We start from the raw sequence: 23,162 nt of genomic DNA, 5'->3' as shown, positions 1-23,162 counted from the left end.
CATGAAACACCTGGACCAGCTGCACTTCGACAACCGTTTCGCGCGGCTGGGCGATGACTTCTCCACCGCCGTGCAGCCCGAGCCCATCGCCGAGCCACGGCTGGCCGTCGTCAGCGCGGCGGCCCTGGCGCTGCTCGATCTGGACCCGGCCGAAGCACAGCGGCCGGAGTTCGTCCGCCTGTTCTCCGGCAATGCGCTGTGGCGCGACGCCGAGCCCCGGGCGATGGTCTATTCCGGGCACCAGTTCGGCGTCTACAACCCGCGCCTGGGTGATGGTCGCGGGCTGCTGCTGGGCGAAGTGGTCAACGACGCCGGCGAGCACTGGGACCTGCACCTCAAGGGCGCGGGCTCGACGCCCTATTCGCGCATGGGCGATGGCCGCGCCGTGCTGCGCAGTTCCATTCGCGAGTTCCTGGCCAGCGAATACCTGGCGGCCCTTGGCGTTCCCACCACCCGCGCGCTGTGCGTGGTGGCCTCGGAAACCCCGGTGTGGCGCGAGCGCAAGGAAACCGCCGCCATGCTGCTGCGCCTGGCGCCCAGCCACATTCGCTTCGGCCACTTCGAATACTTCTACTACACGCGCCAGCACGCGGCGCTGCGCCAGCTGCTGGACTTCACCCGCGCCCATCATTTCCCCGACTGCGCCGACGACGCCGCGCTGTTTCGCCAGGTGGTCGAGCGCACCGCCGCGATGATCGGCGCCTGGCAGGCCTACGGCTTCTGCCACGGGGTGATGAACACCGACAACCTGTCGATCCTCGGCCTGACCTTCGACTTCGGCCCCTACGCCTTCCTGGACGACTTCGACGCCGGGTTCATCTGCAACCACTCGGACGACGCGGGGCGCTACCGCTTCGAGAACCAGGTACCCATCGCCCACTGGAACCTCTCGGCGCTGGCCCAGGCGCTGACGCCGTTCGTAACGGTGGAGGCCCTGCGCGAGAGCCTGGCGCTGTTCCTGCCGCTGTACCAGGCGCACTGGCTGGACCACATGCGCCGCCGGCTGGGCCTGACCACCGCCGAGGACGGCGACGAGGCGCTGATCCAGCGCCTGCTGCAGCTGATGCAGGGCGGCGCGGTGGATTACCCGAACTTCTTCCGCGCGCTGGGCGAGCAGCCTGCCGAGGCGGCGGTGCAGACGCTGCGCGACGACTTCGTGGATCTGGCGGGTTTCGATGCCTGGAGCGCCGACTACTGCGCCCGGGTGGCGCGCGAGGGCGGCTCGGCCGAAGCGCGGCGGGCCCGCATGCACGCGGTGAACCCGCGCTACAGCCTGCGCAACTACCTGGCCCAGCAGGCCATCGAGGCCGCCGAGGCCGGCGACTTCGCGCCGCTGCACGAACTGCACGCGGTGCTCAGTCGTCCCTTCGAGGAGCAGCCCGGCAAAGAGCGCTACACCGAGCGCCCGCCGGAATGGGGCAAGCATCTGGAGATCAGTTGCTCGTCGTGACGCGTCCCGTCACGTAGGGCGGCCAGAAAGGCGCTGACCTCCCTACGATCACGCCAGTCCTATTCGATTGCGACACCGTCGCCCGCCAGCAGGCTCAGCATGGCGAGGAACTCTTCCAGCGGCCGGGTCTGGCCGTTCAGGGTCACCTGGCCGTCGGTATAGTCCAGACGCGTCTGGATGCTGTCGCCCTGCAGGGTGGCCAGTTCCGTGGTCACCGCCATGTCGGCGGCCATCTCGGCCATCATCTCGGCTTCCATGGCCACCGCCTGCGGGTCGAGGCTGGCGTCGAGCAACGCCTGATAGCCCACCAGATCGCGAATACTGGCCTTGGGCACGTCCAGCTGCAGGTTGAGGCGGGAGATCAGTTGCTGGATCAGCGCTTCGGGCGGCAGCGCCTCGCCCATCGACGGTTTGCTCAGCCCGACCTTGAGGCTCAGGCGGCTTTCCGCGTTGGCGGTTTTCAGCGACAGGCGATCCAGGTTCAGGCTGGGGTTGCCAGCCAGCAGGACTTCCAGCGCGCTCCTGAGTTGCTCTTCCTGCTCGGGGCTGAAGCCCGCGACCGCGGGATCGCTTTCCAGGGTCTCGGCATAGCCGCCAATCAGGTCCGCCAGCGCCACAACCGCTTCGGCGTTCAGGTCGTTGGCACTCCAGTCCATGCGCAGCGCGCCCAGCGGCTGGCCCGCATAGGCCAGTTCACCCACCTCCAGATTCAGCGTGGCGGCCAGCTGGTTGTCCGTCTGGCTCAGTTGGTCGCGCTGGGCCAGTTTGCTCAGCACCAGCGCCTCCAGACCCGGCCAGTGCAGCTCGAGCCTGTCGAGCGCGACCGACTGCTCGCCGAGGAACAGGCCGGACGGTCCCTGATGGCGGTCCACCGTCAGCTGGAAGCCCTGCAGGTCCAGGCGCATCGGCTCGGCGCCGAGCGCGACAAGCTCCAGCCGTTCGAAATGCCCGCTGCCCGCCACACGCTCGGCGGAGCCCTGGAATTCACCCTCGAATCCGCTGAAGCTGACGCTGGTTTCGGCATCGGCATAGCGCATCGGCGCCACGTTCAGCCACACGCTGGCTTCCAGATCGTAGCCCAGCGTGGTCTGGATGCGCAGCGGCTCGGCTCCCTGGGCCTGCTGGAACAGCGGCGCGGTCAGCGCGGTTTCCTCCAGGCGCGCCTGGCTGTGCGCCATGACCGGCAGCAGCCGCAGTTCGCGCAGCCGGGACAACGGCAGCGGGCCGTGCTCGATACGCTCGATCAGGAACAGCTCGGAGGCCGGCCACTCCTGGGCGACCCCGCCCAGCTCGATCCGGTAGCGCACGTCGCTGGAAAACACCCCGCGCTCCAGCGAGGCCAGTGCGACCTGGACGCCGCTGCCCGGCAGCTGGCGCGCCAGCTCCTGGTTGGCTTCGGCGATCTTGTCCTGCAGCACGCCTTCCAGCTGCTGGCCGGTGTACCAGGCGCCAGCGGTAGCCGCCACACCGGCGGCCAGCAGGATGGCAAGGGCTATCCCTGTCTTTTTCATGCGTTCGACTCTTATGAACAGTGAAGGGCAAAAGGCCCGGGAGAAATCGGTGGGGACTCAAGCGCATGCATCTTATCGACTCTGCCGGCCTGCTCTTGAGCACCGCTCACGTTCTGCACGCCACAGGTTACGGTTGTTTCACCCGCATTAGAACTACGCGTCATAAGTTTCAGCTGAAACAGTCTTGGACGTACTAAGCCGCGAAAAATAAGGTCACTGCCGGCTCTGTTCCATCACTCACCGTCAGGCCCCGGCTCACGCATGAAAATCCGCTCCCTCGATCTCAGCGAATCCACCCTGAACGCTGAGCATGCCCAGCTGGGTCTGCCTCCCATCGAAGACACCATCACCCACCCGGACAATCACCCGGCCCTGCGCATCGCCATGTGGGCGGCGCTGGTCATTCTCGCCAGTCTGCTGAGCTTCCTGGCCTGGCGCTTGTTCTTCGGCGACAACGGCGGCCTCAGCGGCTTCGAGATCATCGACCGCACGCTGCACAGCCCGACCTTCTGGAGCGCGGTGGCAGTCGGCTTTCTCGCTCAGGTGGTGGATGGCGCGCTGGGCATGGCCTACGGCATCACCGCCACCAGCTTCCTGCTCAGCGCCGGTGCCAGCCCCGCAGCCGCCAGCGCCAGCGTGCACATCGCCGAGGTGTTCACCACCGGCCTGTCCGGGGTTTCCCACGTGAAGCTGGGCAACGTGAACCGCCGGCTGTTCCTCAGCCTGCTGCTGCCCGGCATGCTCGGCGCCTTCCTCGGCGCCCTGTTGATCACCCAATTCGATGGCGCGGTGATGAAGCCTTTCATTTCCGCCTACCTGCTGCTGATGGGCCTGTACATCCTGTGCAAGGCCTGCCGTCAGGTTTTCCAGCGCAAGGCGCCCCGGCATGTCGGCAAGCTGGCGCTGTTCGGCGGTTTCGTGGATGCCGCCGGGGGCGGCGGCTGGGGTCCGGTGGTGACCAGCAGCCTGATCGGTTCGGGCAGCGACCCGCGCACCACCATCGGTTCGGTGAACTTCGCCGAGTTCTTCCTGACCCTGGCCAGCGCCACCTCCTTCATCCTCCTCGCCGGCGAACCGAACACCTGGCTGATGGTGGCCGGGCTGGTGTTCGGCGGGCTGTTCGCAGCACCGTTCGCGGCCTTGCTGTGCAAGAAGCTGCCGGCCCGCACCCTGTTGATCATCGTCGGGGCGCTGATAACCGCGATAAGCGCTTACAACATTTATTCCTCTGTGTTCTAAACCAGCTCAAATCAATCTAGTTTGCGGCGCGCCCCCCTTGCTCCGGGTCATTGACCGTCCCGGGCGCTCTGGCCATGCTGCGCACCACAAAAAACCCGTCTGTCACAAGGAACGCCCATGAAAGCGGAAACCCTGGCCATCCACGCCGGCTACAGCCCGGACCCGACCACCAAGGCCGTGGCGGTGCCGATCTACCAGACCACCTCCTACGCCTTCGACGACACCCAGCACGGCGCCGACCTGTTCGACCTCAAGGTGGCCGGCAACATCTACACGCGCATCATGAACCCCACCACCGACGTGCTGGAAAAGCGCGTGGCGGCGCTGGAAGGCGGTGTGGCGGCGCTGGCGGTGGCCTCGGGCATGGCGGCGATCACCTACGCGATCCAGACCATCGCCGGCGTCGGCGACAACATCGTCTCGGTGGCCAAGCTGTACGGCGGCACCTACAACCTGTTCGCCCACACCCTGCCGCGCCAGGGCATCGAGGTGCGCTTCGCGGCCCACGACGACATCGCCGCGCTGGAAGCGCTGATCGACGACAACACCAAGGCGGTGTTCTGCGAATCGATCGGCAACCCGGCCGGCAACATCATCGACCTGCAGGCGCTGGCCGACGCCGCGCACCGCCATGGCGTGCCGCTGATCGTCGACAACACCGTGGCCACGCCGATCCTGTGCCGGCCGTTCGAGCACGGCGCCGACATCGTGGTGCATGCGCTGACCAAGTACATCGGCGGTCATGGCACCAGCATCGGCGGCATCGTGGTGGACTCCGGCACGTTCCCCTGGGCCGAGAACAAGGCGCGCTTCCCGCTGCTCAACACCCCGGACGTCTCCTACCACGGCGTGACCTACACCGAGGCCTTCGGCCCGGCGGCGTTCATCGGCCGCTGCCGCGTGGTGCCGCTGCGCAACATGGGCGCCGCGCTGTCGCCGTTCAACGCCTTCCTGATCCTGCAGGGTCTGGAAACCCTGGCGCTGCGCATGGAGCGCCATTGCGAGAACGCCCAGAAGGTCGCCGAGTTCCTCAAGGGCCACCCGCAGGTCAGCTGGGTGCAGTTCGCCGGCCTGGCGGAGCACCCGGAACACGCCCTGGCGCAGCGCTACATGGGCGGCCAACCGGCATCGATCATGTCCTTCGGCATCAAGGGTGGCGAAGCCGCCGCGGCGAAGTTCATCGACGCCCTCAAGCTGGTGGTGCGCCTGGTGAACATCGGCGACGCCAAGTCGCTGGCCTGCCACCCGGCCTCGACCACCCACCGCCAGCTCAACGACGAGGAACTGGCCCGCGCCGGCGTGTCCCGCGACCTGGTGCGCCTGTCGATCGGCATCGAGCATATCGATGACATCCTCGAAGACCTGACCCAGGCGCTGGAAGCGGCGAAGGGCTGACGGCTGTCTGCCCCCTCTCCCCAACTCTCTCCCACAAGGGGAGAGGGAGTTGACGTGCGCGGGCTCATGACCTGTGCAGAGCGCCGCTCTGCTCCCCTCTCCCTTGATGGGAGAGGGGCGGGGGGAGAGGGTGGAACGCCTGGCACGGGCTGCCCCAACAGATCAGCCTTCGCCCTTCCCCGTTGATTTCTCCCCTTCCCGGCTCCACCTAAAGGGCATTGCCCATTCCGGAGCCGACTCCATGTCCGACACCCTGCTGGTGCCCTGCGCGTCCTGCGCCGGGCTCAACCGTATTCCCGCCGATCGCCTGCACGACGCGCCACGCTGCGGGCGCTGCAAGTCCGCCGTGCTGCCGGCGGCGCCGTTCGATCTCGACCAGGCCTCGTTCGCCAACCAGTTGAAGGGCGACCTGCCGCTGCTGGTGGATGTCTGGGCCAGCTGGTGCGGGCCGTGCCGCAGCTTCGCGCCAACCTTCGCCCAGGCCGCCCGCGAGCTGCAGGGCCGCTGCCGGCTGGCCAAGCTGGACAGCGAGGCCAACCCGCAGCTGGCCGGGCAGCTGGGCATCCGCTCGATTCCCAGCCTGCTGCTGTTCAAGGACGGTCGCGAGGTGGCCCGCCAGAGCGGCGCGCTGCCGCTGCCGCAGCTGCTCGCCTGGCTGCGCCAGCAGGGCATCTGATCACAGGCCGGCGCGCCTGACATGGGACTGTCGCCTCAGTGGCGATATGCTATGCGCCGAACGGGGCCGTGAGCGGCCCCTCGGCCTTGTTCACGGATGGAAACCATGTCCTCGTCGTCCCAGTTCAGCCTCCTGCGCAGCCGGCGCTTCCTGCCGTTCTTCCTGACCCAGGCGCTCGGCGCCTTCAATGACAACCTGTTCAAGCAGGCGATCATCCTCGCCATCCTCTTCAAGCTGACCCTATCCGGCAGCGCCGACACCCTGGTCAACCTTTGCGCGCTGCTGTTCGTGCTGCCGTTCTTCCTGTTCTCGGCGTTCGGCGGCCAGCTGGGCGAGAAGTACGCCAAGGACCTGCTGATCCGTCGCCTCAAGCTGCTCGAGCTGGCGCTGATGCTGCTCGGCGCGCTGGCCTTCTGGCTGGGCAGCGTGCCGCTGATGCTGCTGGCGCTGTTCGCCATGGGCACCCAGTCGGCGCTGTTCGGCCCGGTGAAGTACTCGATCCTGCCGCAGCACCTGGACGACACCGAACTGGTCGGCGGCAACGCGCTGGTGGAGTCCGGCACCTTCCTGGCCATCCTGCTCGGCACCCTGGGCGCCGGCCTGCTGCTGGCGCGCGCGGACTACAGCCTGTGGATCGGCGCCAGCCTGGTGATGGTGGCCCTGCTCGGCTACCTGGCCAGCCGGAGCATTCCCGCCGCGCCGGCGGCGCTGCCGGGTCTGAGGTTCGACTGGAACATTCCCCGGCAGACCTGGCGCACCCTGCGCATGGGCCTGACCCGCCGCCCGGCGGTGTCGCGCTCGCTGCTCGGCAATTCCTGGTTCTGGCTGCTCGGCGCGGTGTACCTGACGCAGATTCCCGCGCTGGCCCGCGACTGGCTGCACGGCGACGAAAGCGTGGCGACGCTGATCCTGCTGGTGTTCTCGGTGGGCATCGCGCTCGGCTCGATGCTCTGCGAGCGGCTCAGCGGCCACAAGGTGGAGATTGGCCTGGTGCCCTTCGGCTCGCTGGGCCTGAGCCTGTTCGGCATGCTGCTGGCCTGGCACGTCGCCAGCTTCCCGAGCGGCGCGCCCCACGACTGGCTGGCGATCCTGGCCAGCGCGCCGGGGCGCGCCATCCTCCTCGACATCCTCGGCCTGGGGGTGTTCGGCGGCTTCTACATCGTGCCGCTGTACGCGCTGATCCAGTCGCGCAGCGAGCCGGACGAGCGCGCCCGGGTGATCGCCGCCAACAACATCCTCAACGCGCTGTTCATGGTGCTGGCGGCGCTGCTCGCCATCGCCGTGCTGAACTGGGCCGGGCTGGGCATTCCCGAGCTGTTCCTGATCGTCTCGCTGCTCAACCTGGCGGTGAACGGCTACATCTTCACCATCGTCCCCGAGTTCAGCATGCGCTTCATCATCTGGCTGCTCGGCCACACCCTATACCGGGTCGAGCACCGCAACCTGGAGGCGATTCCCGACGAGGGCGCCGCGCTGCTGGTGTGCAACCACGTGTCGTTCGTCGACGCGCTGCTGCTCGGCGGCGCCATCCGTCGCCCGGTGCGCTTCGTCATGTATTACCGCATCTACAACCTGCCGGTGCTCAACTTCGTGTTCCGCACCGCCGGCGCGGTGCCCATCGCCGCCCAGCATGAGGATCGCGCGATCTACGAGCAGGCCTTCGCGCGTATCAAGGCCTACCTGGAGGCCGGCGAAGTGGTGTGCATCTTCCCGGAGGGCAAGCTGACCACCACCGGCGAGCTGAACGAGTTCAAGGGCGGCGTCGAGCTGATCCTGCGCGACACTCCGGTGCCGGTGATTCCGCTGGCGCTGCGCGGGCTGTGGGGCAGCTTCTTCAGTCGTGACCCGGCGCGCCGGCCGTTCCGCCGCATCTGGTCGCGGGTCACCCTGCTGGCCGGCGAACCGCTGGCGCCGGACACCGACCGGCTGACCCTGCAGCAGCGGGTCGCCGAATTGCGCGGTGCGGCGCTGTGACCTGACCCAGGGCAGCCCCCGGGGGCTGCCCTCTGCTAGGCTGTCGGCACTCAAAACGGCAGCCCCTCAGGTGTCCACCATGCACATCCTCATCGCCCATGACCTGACCCCGGAGGCCGACCTGGCCCTGCAGCGCGCCGCCCAGCTGGCCCGCCAGCTGGAGGGTCGCCTGACCCTGCTGCATGTGCAGGAGCGGGAAACCGATCCGCAACCGCTGCGTGATCGCCTGCAGGCCCTGGGCCTGCCGGGCGCCGAGCTGCGCATCGCCAAGGGCCAGCCGTCGGCCACCATCGCCAGCCAGGCGGAGGGCGTCGGCGCCGACCTGCTGGTGCTGGGCGCCCATCACAAGTCGAGCCCCGAGCTGTTCGCCGGCACCACCCTCGAACGCCTGGCGCGCGGCAGCCGCATTCCGCTGCTGCTGGCCATCAACCGGGATGTCTCGCCTTATCAGCGCGCGCTGGTGGCGCTGGACTTCTCGCAGTGCGCCTGTGCCGCCCTGCATCAGGCGCATCGCCTGCTGCCGAGCGAGGCCGAGCTGTACGCGCTGAACGTGTTCGAGGTGGCGCCGAGCAAGGCGGACGAACAGCAGGAGGATCTCGACCTGCAATGCAGCCTGTTCAGCCGTCTGGTGGCGGACGAACAGGCGCGCCTGGCGCCGCCCGGTCGGGTACTCGAATACGGTGTGCGCAGCGGCGAACGCGGCGCCTGCCTGGCGGCGGCCATCGCCGAACGACAGCCGCAGCTGCTGGCGCTGGGCAAGCACACCCGCAGCCTGATGGGTGACGCGCTGCTCGGCGGCATGGCCCAGGACCTGCTGCGCCAGCCGCCCTGCGACATCCTGATCAGCCGCGGGTAGGCAACAAGGCGGCAAGAACCTGCAGGGCCGGGTTTATTCCGGCCAAAGGCCGGTGCCAGCCGGCCCTAGGCAGGTACCCTCAGCTCCGTCGGCCGGCGTAAAGCCGGCCTCACAAGGTTCAGCTATCGGCATCCAGATGCCGGTGCAGCTCGACGAACTGCTGGCTGAGCTTGTGCTTCGGGTCCAGGTGGATCAGCGGCATGCACGCCTGGTGCGACTCGCGCATCTTCACCGAGCTGTTCAGGTACACCGGCAACACCGGCATGCCCTCGGCGATCAGCTCGTCGAGCATCTGCTGCGGCAGGCTGGCGCGCGGCTGGAACTGGTTGACCACGATGCCTTCCACCTGCAGCTTCTCGTTGTGGTCCTCGCGCAGTTCGTCGATCTCCTCCAAGAGGCCGTACAGCGCCTGGCGCGAGAAGCTGTCGCAGTCGAAGGGGATCAGCACGCGATCGGCAGCGATCAGCGCCGACACGGTGTAGAAGTTCAGCGCCGGCGGGGTGTCCAGGTAGATGCGGTCGTAGTCTCCCGACAGCTCGCTGAGCAGTTTGCGCAGCTTGTTGATCTTGTGCTTCTGCTCCAGCTTGGGCTGCAGCTCGGCCAGCTCGGGGGTGGCAGTGACCAGGTGCAGGTTGTCGAACGGCGTTTCGTAGATGTCCACGCGGCCCTTCTTGGTCAGCCCGGAGGACAGCACCTGCTTGAAGAAATCGGCGATGCCGACCGGCAGCTCGTTGCCGCTCAGCCCGGTCAGGTAATGGCTCGAGTTACCCTGGGCATCCAGGTCGATCAGCAGGGTGCGGTAGCCCTCGGCGGCGCTCACGGCGGCGAGGTTGCAGGCGATGCTCGACTTGCCGACGCCGCCCTTCTGGTTGAACACGACTCGCCGCATGCTGGTCTCCCGATTCTGACAATGACTCTGGAGTCTATGTCATGACCGGTACCTGCGCGACCCCTACGGAAGGCTCAAGATCGGGCATTTCGCCAGGCGGGCCGAAATGAAAAAACGCCACGGACAGTGGCGTATTTTCATGCGGATCCGCAGCGGCTCAGCGGTGGTACTGCGCCGACAGCTCGTGCACCGCCTCGATGAAGGCGCCGGCGTGGGCCGGGTCGACTTCCGGGGTGATGCCATGGCCGAGGTTGAACACGTGGCCGTTGCCGTGGCCGTAGGCGGCCAGGATGCGGCCCACTTCGGCGCGGATGGCGTCCGGTTTGGCATACAGCACGCTGGGGTCCATGTTGCCCTGCAGCGCCACCTTGTCACCCACGCGGGCGCGGGCGTTGCCGATGTCGCAGGTCCAGTCCAGACCCAGCGCTTCGGCGCCGGCATCGGCCATGGACTCCAGCCACAGGCCGCCGCCCTTGGTGAACAGGATCACCGGCACGCGCCGGCCGTCGTGCTCGCGAATCAGGCCGTCGACGATCTTCTTCATGTAGGCCAGGGAGAATTCCTGGTAGGCCGCGGCCGACAGGCTGCCACCCCAGGAATCGAAGATCTGCACCGCCTGGGCGCCGGCCTTGATCTGGCCGTTCAGGTAGCTGGTGACCGACTGCGCCAGCTTGTCGAGCAGCGCGTGCATGGCCTGCGGGTTCTCGTAGAGCATGGCCTTGGACTTGCGGAAGTCCTTGGAGGAGCCGCCTTCGACCATGTAGGTGGCCAGGGTCCAGGGGCTGCCGGAGAAGCCGATCAGCGGCACGCGGCCGTTCAGCTCGCGGCGGATGGTGCGCACGGCGTCCATCACGTAGCCCAGGTCCTTTTCCGGATCGGGAATCGGCAGCGCTTCGATGTCGGCCAGGGTGCGCACCACCTTCTTGAAGCGCGGACCTTCGCCGGTCTCGAAGTACAGGCCCAGGCCCATGGCGTCCGGCACGGTGAGGATGTCGGAGAAGAGGATCGCGGCGTCCAGCGGGTAGCGCTCCAGCGGCTGGAGGGTGACCTCGCAGGCCAGCTCGGGATTCATGCACAGGCTCATGAAGTCGCCGGCCTTGGCCCGGGTAGCGCGGTATTCCGGTAGATAGCGGCCGGCCTGGCGCATCATCCATACCGGGGTCACGTCGACGGGTTGCTTGAGCAGGGCACGCAGGAAGCGATCGTTCTTCAGAGCAGTCATGTCCGGGGTTCCAGCCAAAAAAAGTGCCGGCATTGTCGCAAAGCGCGCGACAAAAGGCACGGCGACGGCAGGGCCTTTCATCTTTGGTTTGATCGGCGTCAGGCGCGAACGGCAGGGAGTCCCGTGGGGCCGGACCTCCACCATGAAAAGCGATCGCGGCTGAGCCGCTCCTACCAGTACGCATCAAACCCTGTAGGAGCGGCTGCAGCCGCGATTACGACGGATCAAACGCCCAGGTAATCGAGAATACCCTCGGCGGCCTGGCGGCCTTCGTGGATGGCGGTGACCACCAGGTCCGAGCCGCGCACCATGTCGCCGCCGGCGAACACCTTGGGGTTGCCGGTCTGGAACTTGAAGCGACCCTGCTCCGGCGCAACCACCCGGCCCTGCTCGTCGGTGCCGATCTCGAAGTCCTGGAACCAGGCCGCCGGGCTGGGGCGGAAGCCGAAGGCGATCACCACGGCGTCGGCCGGCAGGATCTGCTCGGAACCCGGGATCGGCTCGGGGCTGCGGCGGCCACGGGCATCCGGCTCGCCCAGGCGGGTTTCCACTACCTTGACGCCTTCCACGCGGTCTTCGCCAACGATGGCCACCGGCTGGCGGTTGAACAGGAACTTCACGCCCTCGTCCTTGGCGTTCTTCACCTCGCGGCGCGAGCCCGGCATGTTCTTGGCGTCGCGGCGGTAGGCGCAGGTGACGCTCTTGGCACCCTGGCGGATCGAGGTGCGGTTGCAGTCCATGGCGGTATCGCCACCGCCGAGCACCACCACCTTCTTGCCCTTCATGTCGACGAAGTCGGCCGGCGACTTCTCGAAGCCCAGGTTGCGGTTGACGTTGGCCACCAGGAAATCCAGCGCGGCATGCACGCCGGGCAGGTCCTCACCCGGGATGCCGCCCTTCATGTAGGTGTAGGTGCCCATGCCCATGAACACCGCATCGAACTCGTCCAGCAGCTGCTGCATGCCGATGTCCTTGCCGACCTCGGTATTCAGGCGGAACTCGATGCCCATGCCGGTGAACACTTCGCGACGACGCGTCAGCACCTGCTTTTCCAGCTTGAACTCGGGGATGCCGAAGGTCAGCAGGCCGCCGATCTCCGGGTTGCGGTCGAACACCACCGGGGTCACGCCGTTGCGCACCAGGATATCCGCGCAGCCCAGGCCCGCCGGACCGGCGCCGATCACCGCGACACGCTTGCCGGTCGGCACCACCTTGGACAGGTCCGGGCGCCAGCCCATGGCGAAGGCGGTGTCGGTGATGTATTTCTCCACCGACCCGATGGTCACCGCGCCGAAGCCGGTCTGGTTCAGGGTGCAGGCACCCTCGCACAGGCGGTCCTGCGGACAGACGCGGCCGCAGACTTCCGGCAGGGTGTTGGTCTGGTGGGAGAGCTCGGCGGCGGCCAGGATGTTGCCTTCCGAGACCAGCTTCAGCCAGTTCGGGATGTAGTTGTGCACCGGGCACTTCCACTCGCAGTACGGGTTGCCGCACTCCAGGCAGCGGTGCGCCTGCTCACCGGCCTCGTCAGGCTTGAAGGGCTCGTAGATCTCCACGAAGTTCTTCTTGCGCACCCGCAGCAGCTTCTTCTTCGGGTCCTGGCGATCAACGTCGACGAACTGGAAGTCGTTATGCAGACGTTCAGTCATGACTAAAAACCTCTTGGCAGCGGCGGCGCATCTTGGGTGCCCGCTCGCGGAATCTGGGTCGGGGCAGAAGGTTCTGCCCCGGGTCACGGGTTATTGCGGGTTGGCGCGGGTGCTGGCCAGCAGGCTCTTCAGGCTGGCGGCCTTGGGCTTGACCAGCCAGAAGCGACGCAGGTAGTCGTCGAGGTTCTCGGCCAGCTCGGTGCCCCACGGGCTGCCGGTTTCGGCCACGTACTCGGCGAGCACCTTCTGCAGGTGGCTGCGATAGCCTTCCATCGCCTCACCGGTGATGCGCTGGATTTCCACCAGCTCGTGGTTCACCCGGTCGAAGAAGCTGTTGTCCTCGTCCAGCACGTAGGCGAAGCCGCCGGTCATGCCCGAGCCGAAGTTGTAGCCGGTACGCCCCAGCACACAGACGAAGCCGCCAGTCATGTACTCGCAGCAGTGATCGCCGGTGCCTTCCACCACCGCGTGGGCGCCGGAGTTGCGCACCGCGAAGCGCTCGCCCGCGGTGCCGGCGGCGAACAGCTTGCCGCCAGTGGCGCCGTACAGGCAGGTGTTGCCGACGATGGCGGACTCGCGGGTATCCAGCTGGCTACCGGCCGGCGGGGTAATGACGATCTTGCCGCCGGTCATGCCCTTGCCCACGTAGTCGTTGGCGTCGCCCTGCAGGTACAGGTTGAGGCCGCCGGCGTTCCACACGCCGAAGCTCTGCCCGGCCGTACCCTTGAAGCGGAAGGTGATCGGCGCATCGACCATGCCCTGGTTGCCGTGGCGCCGGGCGATTTCGCCGGAGACCCGCGCGCCGATGGAGCGGTCGCAGTTGCAGATGTTCAGCGCGTACTCGCCGCCGAGCTTGTCGGCGATGGCCATGCCGGCCAGCTTGACCATCTCCTCGGCCAGCAGGCCGGGGTCGAAGGACGGGTTGTTTTCCACCTGGCAGAACTGCGGCTTGTCGGCCGGGATCAGGTCGCTGCCCAGCAGCGGGGTCAGATCCAGCTGGCCCTGCTTGTCGGTCTCGCCGGGCAGGATTTCCAGCAGATCGGTGCGGCCGATCAGTTCCTCCAGGCTGCGCACGCCCAGACGCGCCAGCCACTCGCGGGTTTCGCTGGCAATGAAGGTGAAGAAATTCACCACCATGTCCACGGTGCCGATGAAGTGCTCCTTGCGCAGCAGGTCATTCTGGGTGGCCACGCCGGTGGCGCAGTTGTTCAGGTGGCAGATGCGCAGGTACTTGCAGCCCAGGGCGATCATCGGCGCGGTGCCGAAGCCGAAGCTCTCGGCGCCGAGGATGGCGGCCTTGATCACGTCCAGGCCGGTCTTCAGGCCGCCGTCGGTCTGCACGCGCACCTTGCCGCGCAGGTCGTTGCCGCGCAGGGTCTGGTGCGCCTCGGAGAGGCCCAGTTCCCACGGCGAGCCGGCGTACTTGATGGAGGTCAGCGGCGAGGCGCCGGTGCCACCGTCGTAGCCGGAGATGGTGATCAGGTCCGCGTAGGCCTTAGCCACGCCGGCGGCGATGGTGCCCACGCCCGGCTCGGCCACCAGCTTCACGGAGACCAGCGCCTTGGGGTTGACCTGCTTGAGGTCGAAGATCAGCTGCGCCAGGTCCTCGATGGAATAGATGTCGTGGTGCGGCGGCGGGGAGATCAGCGTCACGCCCGGCACGGCGTAGCGCAGTCGCGCGATCAGGCCGTTGACCTTGCCGCCGGGCAGCTGACCGCCCTCACCCGGCTTGGCTCCCTGGGCGACCTTGATCTGCAGCACTTCGGCATTGACCAGGTACTCCGGGGTGACGCCGAAGCGGCCGGTGGCGACCTGTTTGATCTTCGAGCTCTTCAGCGTGCCGTAGCGCGCCGGGTCCTCGCCGCCCTCGCCCGAGTTGGAGCGCCCGCCAATGCGGTTCATGGCTTCGGCGATGGCTTCGTGGGCTTCCGGCGACAGCGCGCCGAGGGAGATGCCGGCGGCATCGAAACGCTTGAAGATCGCTTCCAGCGGCTCGACCTCGTCGAGGGACAGCGGCTGGGCGGCTTCCTTGACCTTGAGCAGATCGCGGAGCATGGACACCGGACGGCTGTCCACCAGCGCGGTGTACTGCTTGAAGGTGGCGTAGTCGCCGGTCTGCACCGCGGCCTGCAGGGTGTTGACCACATCCGGGTTGAAGGCGTGGTACTCGCCACCGTGCACGAACTTCAGCAGACCACCCTGCTGGATGCCCTTGCGCGGCGTCCAGGCTTCGGCGGCGAGGAGCTTCTGCTCGCTTTCCAGATCGACGAAGCGCGCGCCCTTGATGCGGCTGGCCACGCCACGGAAGCTCAGCTCGACCACCTCGTCGGCCAGGCCGACCGCTTCGAACAGCTGGGCGCCACGGTACGAAGCCACGGTGGAGATGCCCATCTTCGAGAGGATCTTCAGCAGGCCCTTGGAGATGCCCTTGCGGTAGTACTTGAAGACTTCGTAGACGTCACCCAGCACTTCGCCGGTGCGGATCAGGTCGGCCAGCACTTCATAGGCCAGGTACGGGTACACGGCGGTGGCGCCGAAGCCCAGCAGCACGCCGAAGTGGTGCGGGTCACGGGCGGTGCCGGTTTCCACCAGGATGTTGCAGTCGCAGCGCAAGCCCTTCTCCACCAGGCGGTGGTGCACGGCGCCGACGGCCAGCGCAGCATGCGCCGGCAGCTTGCCGGGAGCGATGTTGCGGTCACTGAGGATCAGCAGCACCTTGCCGGCCTTGACCGCCGCTTCGGCCTGGTCGGCGAAGCCGCGCACGGCGGCTTTCAGGCCGACCGACTCGTCGTAGTTCAGCTCGATGACATGCCGTTCGAAGCCGGGACGATCCAGCTCCATGATCGTCCGCCACTTGGCCGGGGAGATCACCGGGTTGCTGAGGATCGCGCGGTTGGCGTGCTCCGGGGTTTCTTCGAAGACGTTGCGCTCGGCACCCAGGCAGGTTTCCAGCGACATGACGATGGCTTCGCGCAGCGGGTCGATCGGCGGGTTGGTGACCTGCGCAAACTGCTGACGGAAGTAGTCATACGGCGAACGCACGCGGCGCGACAGCACGGCCATCGGCGTGTCGTCGCCCATCGAGCCCACCGCCTCCTGGCCCTGCTCGGCCAGCGGACGCAGCACCTGGTCACGCTCCTCGAAGGTGACCTGGAACATCTTCATGTAGCTCTTGAGCTGCTCACTGCTGTACTGCGGGCCGCCGTGGTCGTTGTCGTCCAGGGTCGACTGGATGCGCAGGGCATTCTGACGCAGCCACTTCTTGTAGGGGTGGCGCGACTTCAGGCGGCTGTCGATGTCGTCGGTGTGCAGCACGTCGCCGGTGTGGGTATCCACGGCGAGGATCTGCCCCGGACCGACCCGGCCCTTGGCCAGCACGTCCTCGGGCTGGTAGTCCCAGACGCCGACTTCAGAGGCCAGGGTGATGTAGCCATTCTTGGTGGTGACCCAGCGCGCCGGACGCAGGCCGTTGCGGTCGAGCAGGCACACGGCGTGGCGGCCGTCGGTGAGCACGATGCCGGCCGGGCCGTCCCAGGGCTCCATGTGCATGGAGTTGTATTCGTAGAAGGCGCGGCGATCGACGTCCATGGTGTCGACGTTCTGCCAGGCCGGCGGCATCAGCATGCGCAGGCCACGGAACAGGTCCATGCCGCCGGTCACCAGCAGCTCCAGCATGTTGTCCATGCTAGAGGAGTCGGAACCGACGCGGTTGACCAGCGGGCCGAGCTCCTGCAGGTCGGGGATCAGCTCGTTGGCGAACTTCAGGCGACGTGCCTGCGCCCAGTTGCGGTTGCCCGGGATGGTGTTGATTTCGCCGTTGTGGGCCAGGAAGCGGAACGGCTGGGCCAGCGGCCACTTGGGCAGGGTGTTGGTCGAGAAGCGCTGGTGGAACACCGCGATGGCGGTCTGCAGACGCTCGTCGTTGAGGTCCGGATAGAAGCGGGTCAGATCGGCCGGCATCATCAGACCTTTGTAGATCAGGGTCTGCGCCGAGAAGCTGCACACGTAGTGGTCGGTGTCGGCGGCGTTGCTCACCGAGGAGCGGCGGCGGGCGCGGAACAGCTGCACGGCGAAGGCGGTATCCGACAGGCCCTCGCCACCGATGAACACCTGCTCGATCTGCGGCAGGCGTGCCAGGGCCAGTTCACCCAGCACGGAGGTATCCACCGGCACCTTGCGCCAGCCGATCAGTTTCAGGCCCGCCGCCTGGATCTCGCGGTCCATGTTGGCACGCGCCGCTTCGGCCTTCACCGGGTCGGCATTGAGAAACACCATGCCCACTGCGTACTGGCTCGGCAGCTCGACATTGAATTCTTCACGGGCCACGGCGCGCAGGAACAGGTCGGGCTTCTGGATGAGCAGGCCGCAACCGTCGCCGGTCTTGCCGTCGGCGTTGATGCCGCCCCGGTGGGTCATGCAGGTCAGCGCCTGGATGGCGGTCTTGAGCAGGTGATGACTGGCCTCGCCCTGCATGTGGGCAATCAGGCCGAAGCCGCAGTTGTCCTTGAACGCTTCGGGTTGGTACAGACCTGCTTTCATAGGGGAATCTCGCCTGACGGCCTTCGCTGGGAAGGCACATTGCTTTCAAAATCAATCAGTTAGCGCATCGCCCAGGCGCGCTTGACAGGGGCCGTGGCGACTGAAACGGGGGCCATCTTACACAGCGCCCAAATCCCGGACAACGCAAAAATGGCTGAAAACTGAAAGTTTATGTCGCAAAAGCGAACGATGCGGTTAATGCACCATGTTAGGGCAAGTGCACGAAAACCGCGCACGACGCGGCCTCCAGCCCTTTTTAGAGTCAGAAAGGCGAAGTTAATTGTCTGAAAAGCGACAAAGATCCGGAGAATGGACAAGGCGCTTCTTGTCCGCCGGGCTCTGTGGAAGAGCTTCGCGGCTTCAGCCGCGAGCTGCTGGGTGGGCGACGGCCCCGCCCAAGGTCCGACCGGCTCAGGGCCGGGCGATCTCCTGCTGGATGCCGGCGAAGCTGCGCGCCCAGGGCTTGCCGCCGCGCACCTTGGCGGGCAGCTTGTCGATAGCCGCCTTGGCGATGGACTGATCGGCGAAGCTGCCGGTGGTGACCACGAACAGCGCCTTGCCCTGCTGGACCTTGCGGTAGTAGCGGTAGTCGCTGCCCAGTTCCTTGACGAAGTCGCGGGCCGCCGACTCAGAGCTGACCGCCAGCACCTGCAAGGTGTAGTGCTGGGCGGACTGACTCAGATACCAGTCGGTGGAGGGGCCCTGGATCATCGCCTGGGTCGGCGGCAGCGGCAGGCTGGCGACCTGCGGAGTGGCCGGCCGGGATTGCGGGGCGACGGGGGCGGCGCTTACCGGCTCGGGCAGCGGCAGGGTAACGGTCGTCGCGGGCGGCTCGCTGGCCACCTGCACCACAGCCGGCGCGGGCGGCTGAACCGGAGTCGGAGTCGGCGCGACAGGCGCCGCCACCGGCTGGGCAGTCGCCGATTCGGCGGGCAATGGCAGGGCCAGCGCTGGGGCCGGGGCCGGGGCCGGCTGCGGCGCGGCAACGGGCGCGGCCGCCGGGCGCACAGGCGCACTCGGCAACGGCAGCGGCTGCGGCGCATTGGCGAATTCCACGCGCGGCACCTCGGGTGCCGCCGAGCGAGTCACGGCGTGGCGCTCGACCGGCGCGGCCGCGCGCGGCGCCAACGCGTCGTCCGCCGGTTCCTCGCCGCCGCCCAGCCAGAACCAGCCGGCTGCCACCGCCAGCAGGATGCCGAGCAGACCGAGCTGGTGCCTGCGTGGCAGGTTGAACTGGAAGCCCGTCGGACGCAGCAGGCCGCGTTCTTCCAGCATGGCCTCGACCATCAGGTCGCGGGCCACCTCGTTGATCGGCCCCGGCCAGCCGCCGGAGCGCTGGTGAATCTCGCTCACCTGTTCGTCGCTGAGCAGGTTGATGCCCTGGCCGGCGCCTTGCAGGCGCAGCGCCAGGTAGTCGCGGGTCTCCTCCTCGCTGTAGGGCTGCAGGGGGATGACATGGAAGCGCTCCTCCTGGTCATCGTCGCCCAGCGCCGTCAGTCGCTCGGCGGTCTGCGGCTCGCCGAACAGGAATACGTGGGCGCGGCCTTCCTCGGGCCCCTGGGCGAGCACCAGCAGTTCGGCCAGCGCCTCGCTGTTCAGCAGCTCGGCGTCGTCCACCAGCAGGAACACCGCCTGGCCGGTCTGCGCCAGTTGCTCGACATGCTGCTGGATGGTGGTCGAATCGGCGGCGGGCAGTCCGAGCACCTGGGAAATCTGCAACAGCAGGGCCTGGGCGCTGCCGCCGGCGCTGGCGTTGAGCACCACCGGCAGCACCGTCTGCTTGTTGCAGGTGGCGACCAGCGCCTGGCGCAGCAGGGTCTTGCCGCTGCCCAGCGGGCCGCTCACCAGCAGCAGCAGCTGGCTGTAGCGGGCCAGGTGCAGCAGTTGGGCGAGCAGCGGCTTGCGCTGCGCCGGAAAGAACTTGAAGTTGGGCACCCGCGCCGCGAAGGGGTCATGGCTGAACTGGTAGTGGCTGAGGAACACGTCCTCGGCGTGAAGGTTGCTCATGACTCAATCTCCTAGCGAATCGACGAGGGCGCGGTAATCGGTAGTCAGGGTAGCCTGCAACACTTCGCGGGGATAATCCGCGGTGACGACCGCCTCGCCCAGGCGCTGCAGCAGTACCAGGCGCAGCTGGCCATCGAGCACCTTCTTGTCCACCGCCATGTGCTCGAGGAAATGTTCGGGCGTCATCTCGCCTGGCGGCACCACCGGCAGACCGGCGCGGCGCAGCAGGCGAATGCCGCGGTCGCGCTCGGCCTCGGAAATCCAGCCCAGGCGTCGGGACATCTCCAGCGCCATCACGGTGCCGGCGCCGACGGCTTCGCCATGCAGCCACACGCCATACCCCATGTGGGTTTCGATGGCGTGGCCGAAGGTGTGCCCGAGGTTGAGGGTGGCGCGGATGCCGGATTCGCGCTCGTCGGCACCCACCACGCGGGCCTTCGCCGCGCAGGAACGCTCGATGGCGCTGCTCAGGGCGGCATCGTCGAGCTGGCGCAGCGCGTCCATGTGCGCTTCCAGCCAGCCGAGGAACGGCTCGTCGCAGATCAGCCCGTACTTGATGACCTCGGCCAGCCCGGCGGAGAACTCGCGGGCCGGCAGCGTGGCCAGGCTGGCGGTGTCGATCAGCACCGCCTGCGGCTGGTAGAAGGCGCCGATCATGTTCTTGCCCAGCGGGTGGTTGATGCCCGTTTTGCCGCCCACCGAGGAATCGACCTGGGACAATAGCGTGGTGGGCACCTGGATGAAGTTCACGCCGCGCTGGTAACAGGCGGCGGCGAAGCCGGCCATGTCACCGATCACCCCGCCGCCCAGGGCGATCACCGTGGTGCGCCGGTCGTGGCGGGCCTGCAGCAGGCCGTCGAAGATCAGCTGCAGGGTTTCCCAGTTCTTGTGGGCCTCGCCGTCGGGCAGCACGATGTGGGTCTGCTTGAAATCGGCGAGGGCCGTCGACAGGCGCTGGAGATACAGCGGCGCCACCGTCTCGTTGCTGACGATGGCCACCTGGCGGCCGACGATGTGGCGGGCCAGCAGCGTGCCGTCGTCGAGCAGGCCGCGGCCGATATAGATGGGATAACTGCGCGTTCCGAGATCGACGTGAAGAGTCTGCATGGGGCCCCCGATTTGATCAGGGGGCTAGGATACCCCAGTTAGACGCCGGCATTAACGCTCGGGAAGGCCCTTGAGGCGCGCCAGGATTTCCAGCACCACCAGGCGCGGGGGACGCTCGTCGGTCTCGATGATCAGATCGGCGATCTCGCGGTACAGCGGATCACGGATGGCCAGCAGGTCGCTCAGTACCTGCCCGGGGTTGGCGGTGCGCAGCAGCGGGCGATTGCGATCCCGGGCGGTGCGCGCCAGTTGCTGTTCCACGGAGGTGTGCAGGTAGATCACCCGGCCGCCGGCGCGCAAGGTCCGCCGGTTCTCGGGGCGCATCACCGCGCCGCCGCCGGTGGCGATCACCTGGTCCTGTGCTTCGCACAGTTCGGCCAGCATGGCCTGTTCGCGGTCGCGAAAGCCCTGCTCGCCCTCGACGTCGAAGATCCAGGGGATGTTCGCGCCGGCGCGCACCTCGATCTCCTTGTCGGAGTCCTTGAAGTCCAGACGCAGTTCCTTGGCAAGCAGACGCCCGATGGTGCTTTTGCCAGCGCCCATCGGGCCCACGATGATCAGATTTTGCACAACCCTAACGACTCACAGCTAACGCCTGGCTGTGCATGATACGCGGAGTCAGGAAGACCAGCAGCTCGGATTTCTTGTCCTGCACGATGTCGCGGCGGAACAGCCGGCCGAGGAAAGGCACGTCGCCGAGGAAGGGCACCTTCTCCACACCCTTGATCTGGGTATTGGAAAACACCCCGCCGATGACGATGGTCTCGCCGTCGGCCACCAGCACCTTGGCATTCACCTCGTTCTTGTTGATCGGCGGAATGCCGTTCATGGCGTTGGCGAAGTCCGGGGCGTCCTTGTTGACCTTCACTTCCATGATGATGCGGTTGTCCGGGGTGATCTGCGGGGTCACTTCCAGGGACAGCGCAGCTTCCTTGAACGAGGTGGAGGTGGCGCCGCTGGAGCTGGCTTCCTGGTAGGGAATCTCCGAACCCTTGAGGATCTTGGCGGTTTCCTTGTCGGCGGTGACCACCTTGGGCTGGGAGACGATCTCGCCGTTGCCGGTCTTCTCCATGGCGGTCAGCTCGAGGTCGAGGATCAGGTTGTCGGTCACGTAGCCGATGCCGAAGCCCGAGGTGCGGCCCAGCACGCCCAGGTCGACGAAGGGGAAGTTGCCGTTGCTGTCCGCGCCGCTCTTGCCGCCCTCGTCGCCACGGTCGTCGTTGCCGTAGAAGGCGCCACGGTCGTTGGCGAACGTCTGGGTGCCACCCCAGCGCACGCCGAGGCTCTTGTCGTAGTCGACGTTGGCTTCGACGATGCGCGCCTCGATCATCACCTGGCGCACCGGCACGTCCAGCAGGGTGACGATGCGCCGCAGCTCGTCGATGCGTTCCTGGGTCAGGGTGACCAGCAGGCTGTTGGTGCGGTCGTCGAAGATCACCGAGCCGCGCATGTCATCCTTGAGGGTGCCCTTGGCGGACTCATCTTCGTACAGCTTGGCGATCTCCGAGGCCTTGGCGTAGTTCAGCTGGATCACGTCCTTGCGCAGCGGCGCCAGCTCGGCCACCTGGCGCTGGGCTTCCAGTTCCTGGCGTTCGCGTTCGGCGATCTCGGCGGCCGGCGCCACCAGCAGCACGTTGCCGACCTGGCGCTTGTCCAGCCCCTTGGTCTTGAGCACCAGCTCCAGCGCCTGGTCCCAGGGCACGTTCTGCAGGCGCAGGGTGATGCTGCCCTGCACCGTGTCGCTGGCCACCAGGTTGAGGTTGGTGAAGTCGGCGATCAGCTGCAGCACCGAGCGCACTTCGATGTCCTGGAAGTTCAGCGAAAGCTTTTCACCGGTGTAGGCGAAGCGCTCGGCCTTGCGGCGCTCCAGTTCGCGATCGCTGAGCGGCTTGACGCTGAGGGTCAGGCGCCGGTCGGTCTGGAAGGCCATGAAGTCATACTGCCCGCTGGGCTCGATGCTGATCACCGCCTTGTCACCCTGCACGCTGCTGCTGACGAACTGCACCGGGGTGGCGAAATCCTTGACGTCCAGGCGCAGACGCAGCGACTCGGGCAACTGGGCCCGGGCGAACTCCAGGCGGATGCGCCCGCCCTGCTCCTGGATATCCGGCGCCATGCTCGGATCGCTCAGGTCGATGATGACGTTGCCCTCGCCCTGCTCGCCGCGCTGGAAATCCACGCCGCGAATCACCCGGCCGCCGGCCGTGGCGGCCTGCGGCGTCGGCACGCTGGCCACCAGCGGCGCCGGCGCGGCCGCCTGTTCGCCCAGCACCACATATAGATAGTTGCCGTCGACCCGGGTTCTGTAGGGCGTCAGCCGGTCGAGGTTGACGATCAGCCGGGTGCGGTCCTTGACCTCCATGATGTTCAGGCTGCGCGCGTTGCCCATGCCCAGCTCACGGTTCTTCGCGCCGATCCGGCTGGTCACGCCGGGCAGGTCGAGCGCGATGCGCGCCGGCTGGTCGATGGTGTAGCCGCGTGGCGTGGTCGCCGGCTGGTCGAAGCCGAGCTTGAGCTCGACCCGGTCACCCGGCAGGGTTGCCACATCCAGGCTTTGCAGGGTAGCCGCCAATGCGTGCGGGGCGAGCAGGGTCGCCAGCAGCGACAGGCCAAGGCGCGTGAAAATGCTGTTCATGCGTGCGTTCCGTTGT

At 67.2% G+C, this 23,162-nt stretch carries 15 protein-coding genes; 6 read left to right on the top strand and 9 right to left on the bottom strand.

Annotated features, from left to right (window positions below):
* Position 1: 1 nt before the first annotated feature.
* Positions 2-1,450, top strand: a complete 1,449-nt coding sequence (gene selO, locus VL129_RS04930; protein WP_325410681.1) for a protein adenylyltransferase SelO — start codon at positions 2-4, stop codon at positions 1,448-1,450.
* Positions 1,451-1,509: 59 nt separating this feature from the next.
* On the opposite strand, the gene VL129_RS04925 is transcribed toward selO, so the two are convergent.
* Positions 1,510-2,961 carry a YdgA family protein gene (locus VL129_RS04925; RefSeq protein WP_325410679.1) on the bottom strand — a complete coding sequence of 484 codons (1,452 nt, stop codon included), beginning with the start codon at positions 2,959-2,961 and terminating at the stop codon, positions 1,510-1,512.
* Positions 2,962-3,222: 261 nt separating this feature from the next.
* On the opposite strand from VL129_RS04925, the gene VL129_RS04920 reads away from it, so the two are divergent.
* From VL129_RS04920 to VL129_RS04900, 5 genes are all read left to right on the top strand, one after another.
* Positions 3,223-4,200 carry a sulfite exporter TauE/SafE family protein gene (locus VL129_RS04920; RefSeq protein ID WP_325410677.1) on the top strand — a complete coding sequence of 326 codons (978 nt, stop codon included), beginning with the start codon at positions 3,223-3,225 and terminating at the stop codon, positions 4,198-4,200.
* A gap of 117 nt (positions 4,201-4,317) precedes the next feature.
* Entirely contained in the window at positions 4,318-5,595 is a 1,278-nt protein-coding gene (locus tag VL129_RS04915; RefSeq protein ID WP_325410675.1) for a bifunctional O-acetylhomoserine aminocarboxypropyltransferase/cysteine synthase, read from the top strand.
* A 241-nt stretch (positions 5,596-5,836) separates the two neighbouring features.
* Positions 5,837-6,271, top strand: coding sequence for a thioredoxin TrxC (gene trxC, locus VL129_RS04910; RefSeq protein WP_325410673.1), 435 nt, complete (start codon positions 5,837-5,839; stop codon positions 6,269-6,271).
* A gap of 105 nt (positions 6,272-6,376) precedes the next feature.
* Positions 6,377-8,245 carry an MFS transporter gene (locus VL129_RS04905; protein WP_325410671.1) on the top strand — a complete coding sequence of 623 codons (1,869 nt, stop codon included), beginning with the start codon at positions 6,377-6,379 and terminating at the stop codon, positions 8,243-8,245.
* A 79-nt stretch (positions 8,246-8,324) separates the two neighbouring features.
* Positions 8,325-9,101: a universal stress protein gene (locus tag VL129_RS04900; RefSeq protein ID WP_325410669.1), complete on the top strand. Its 777-nt coding sequence runs from the start codon at positions 8,325-8,327 to the stop codon at positions 9,099-9,101.
* 118 nt (positions 9,102-9,219) lie between these two features.
* Here VL129_RS04900 and VL129_RS04895 read toward each other — a convergent pair whose 3' ends face one another.
* The 8 genes from VL129_RS04895 to VL129_RS04860 form a co-directional block, all read right to left on the bottom strand.
* Positions 9,220-9,990, bottom strand: a complete 771-nt coding sequence (locus tag VL129_RS04895) for a ParA family protein (RefSeq protein ID WP_325410667.1) — start codon at positions 9,988-9,990, stop codon at positions 9,220-9,222.
* Between the two features lie 157 nt (positions 9,991-10,147).
* On the bottom strand, positions 10,148-11,212 hold the full coding sequence (hemE, locus tag VL129_RS04890; protein ID WP_325410665.1) for a uroporphyrinogen decarboxylase: 1,065 nt from the start codon (positions 11,210-11,212) through the stop codon (positions 10,148-10,150).
* Positions 11,213-11,436: 224 nt separating this feature from the next.
* A complete protein-coding gene (locus VL129_RS04885; RefSeq protein ID WP_325410664.1) occupies positions 11,437-12,858 on the bottom strand; it encodes an FAD-dependent oxidoreductase in 1,422 nt (473 codons plus the stop codon).
* 90 nt (positions 12,859-12,948) lie between these two features.
* Positions 12,949-17,397, bottom strand: a complete 4,449-nt coding sequence (gltB, locus tag VL129_RS04880; RefSeq protein ID WP_325410662.1) for a glutamate synthase large subunit — start codon at positions 17,395-17,397, stop codon at positions 12,949-12,951.
* A gap of 411 nt (positions 17,398-17,808) precedes the next feature.
* A complete protein-coding gene (locus tag VL129_RS04875) occupies positions 17,809-19,404 on the bottom strand; it encodes an AAA family ATPase (protein WP_325410660.1) in 1,596 nt (531 codons plus the stop codon).
* A 3-nt stretch (positions 19,405-19,407) separates the two neighbouring features.
* Complete coding sequence (gene aroB, locus VL129_RS04870; protein WP_325410658.1) at positions 19,408-20,511, bottom strand: 3-dehydroquinate synthase; 1,104 nt, start codon at positions 20,509-20,511, stop codon at positions 19,408-19,410.
* 51 nt (positions 20,512-20,562) lie between these two features.
* Positions 20,563-21,081: a shikimate kinase AroK gene (gene aroK, locus VL129_RS04865; protein ID WP_325410656.1), complete on the bottom strand. Its 519-nt coding sequence runs from the start codon at positions 21,079-21,081 to the stop codon at positions 20,563-20,565.
* Between the two features lie 4 nt (positions 21,082-21,085).
* Positions 21,086-23,146, bottom strand: a complete 2,061-nt coding sequence (locus VL129_RS04860; protein WP_325410654.1) for a type IV pilus secretin PilQ — start codon at positions 23,144-23,146, stop codon at positions 21,086-21,088.
* Positions 23,147-23,162 lie beyond the last annotated feature (16 nt).

The sequence above is a fragment of the Pseudomonas sp. genome, from assembly GCF_035497915.1.
Taxonomy (GTDB): domain Bacteria; phylum Pseudomonadota; class Gammaproteobacteria; order Pseudomonadales; family Pseudomonadaceae; genus Serpens.
The sequence above is the reverse complement of the archived record's forward strand: the minus strand, read 5'-3'. Positions and strand labels throughout refer to the sequence as shown.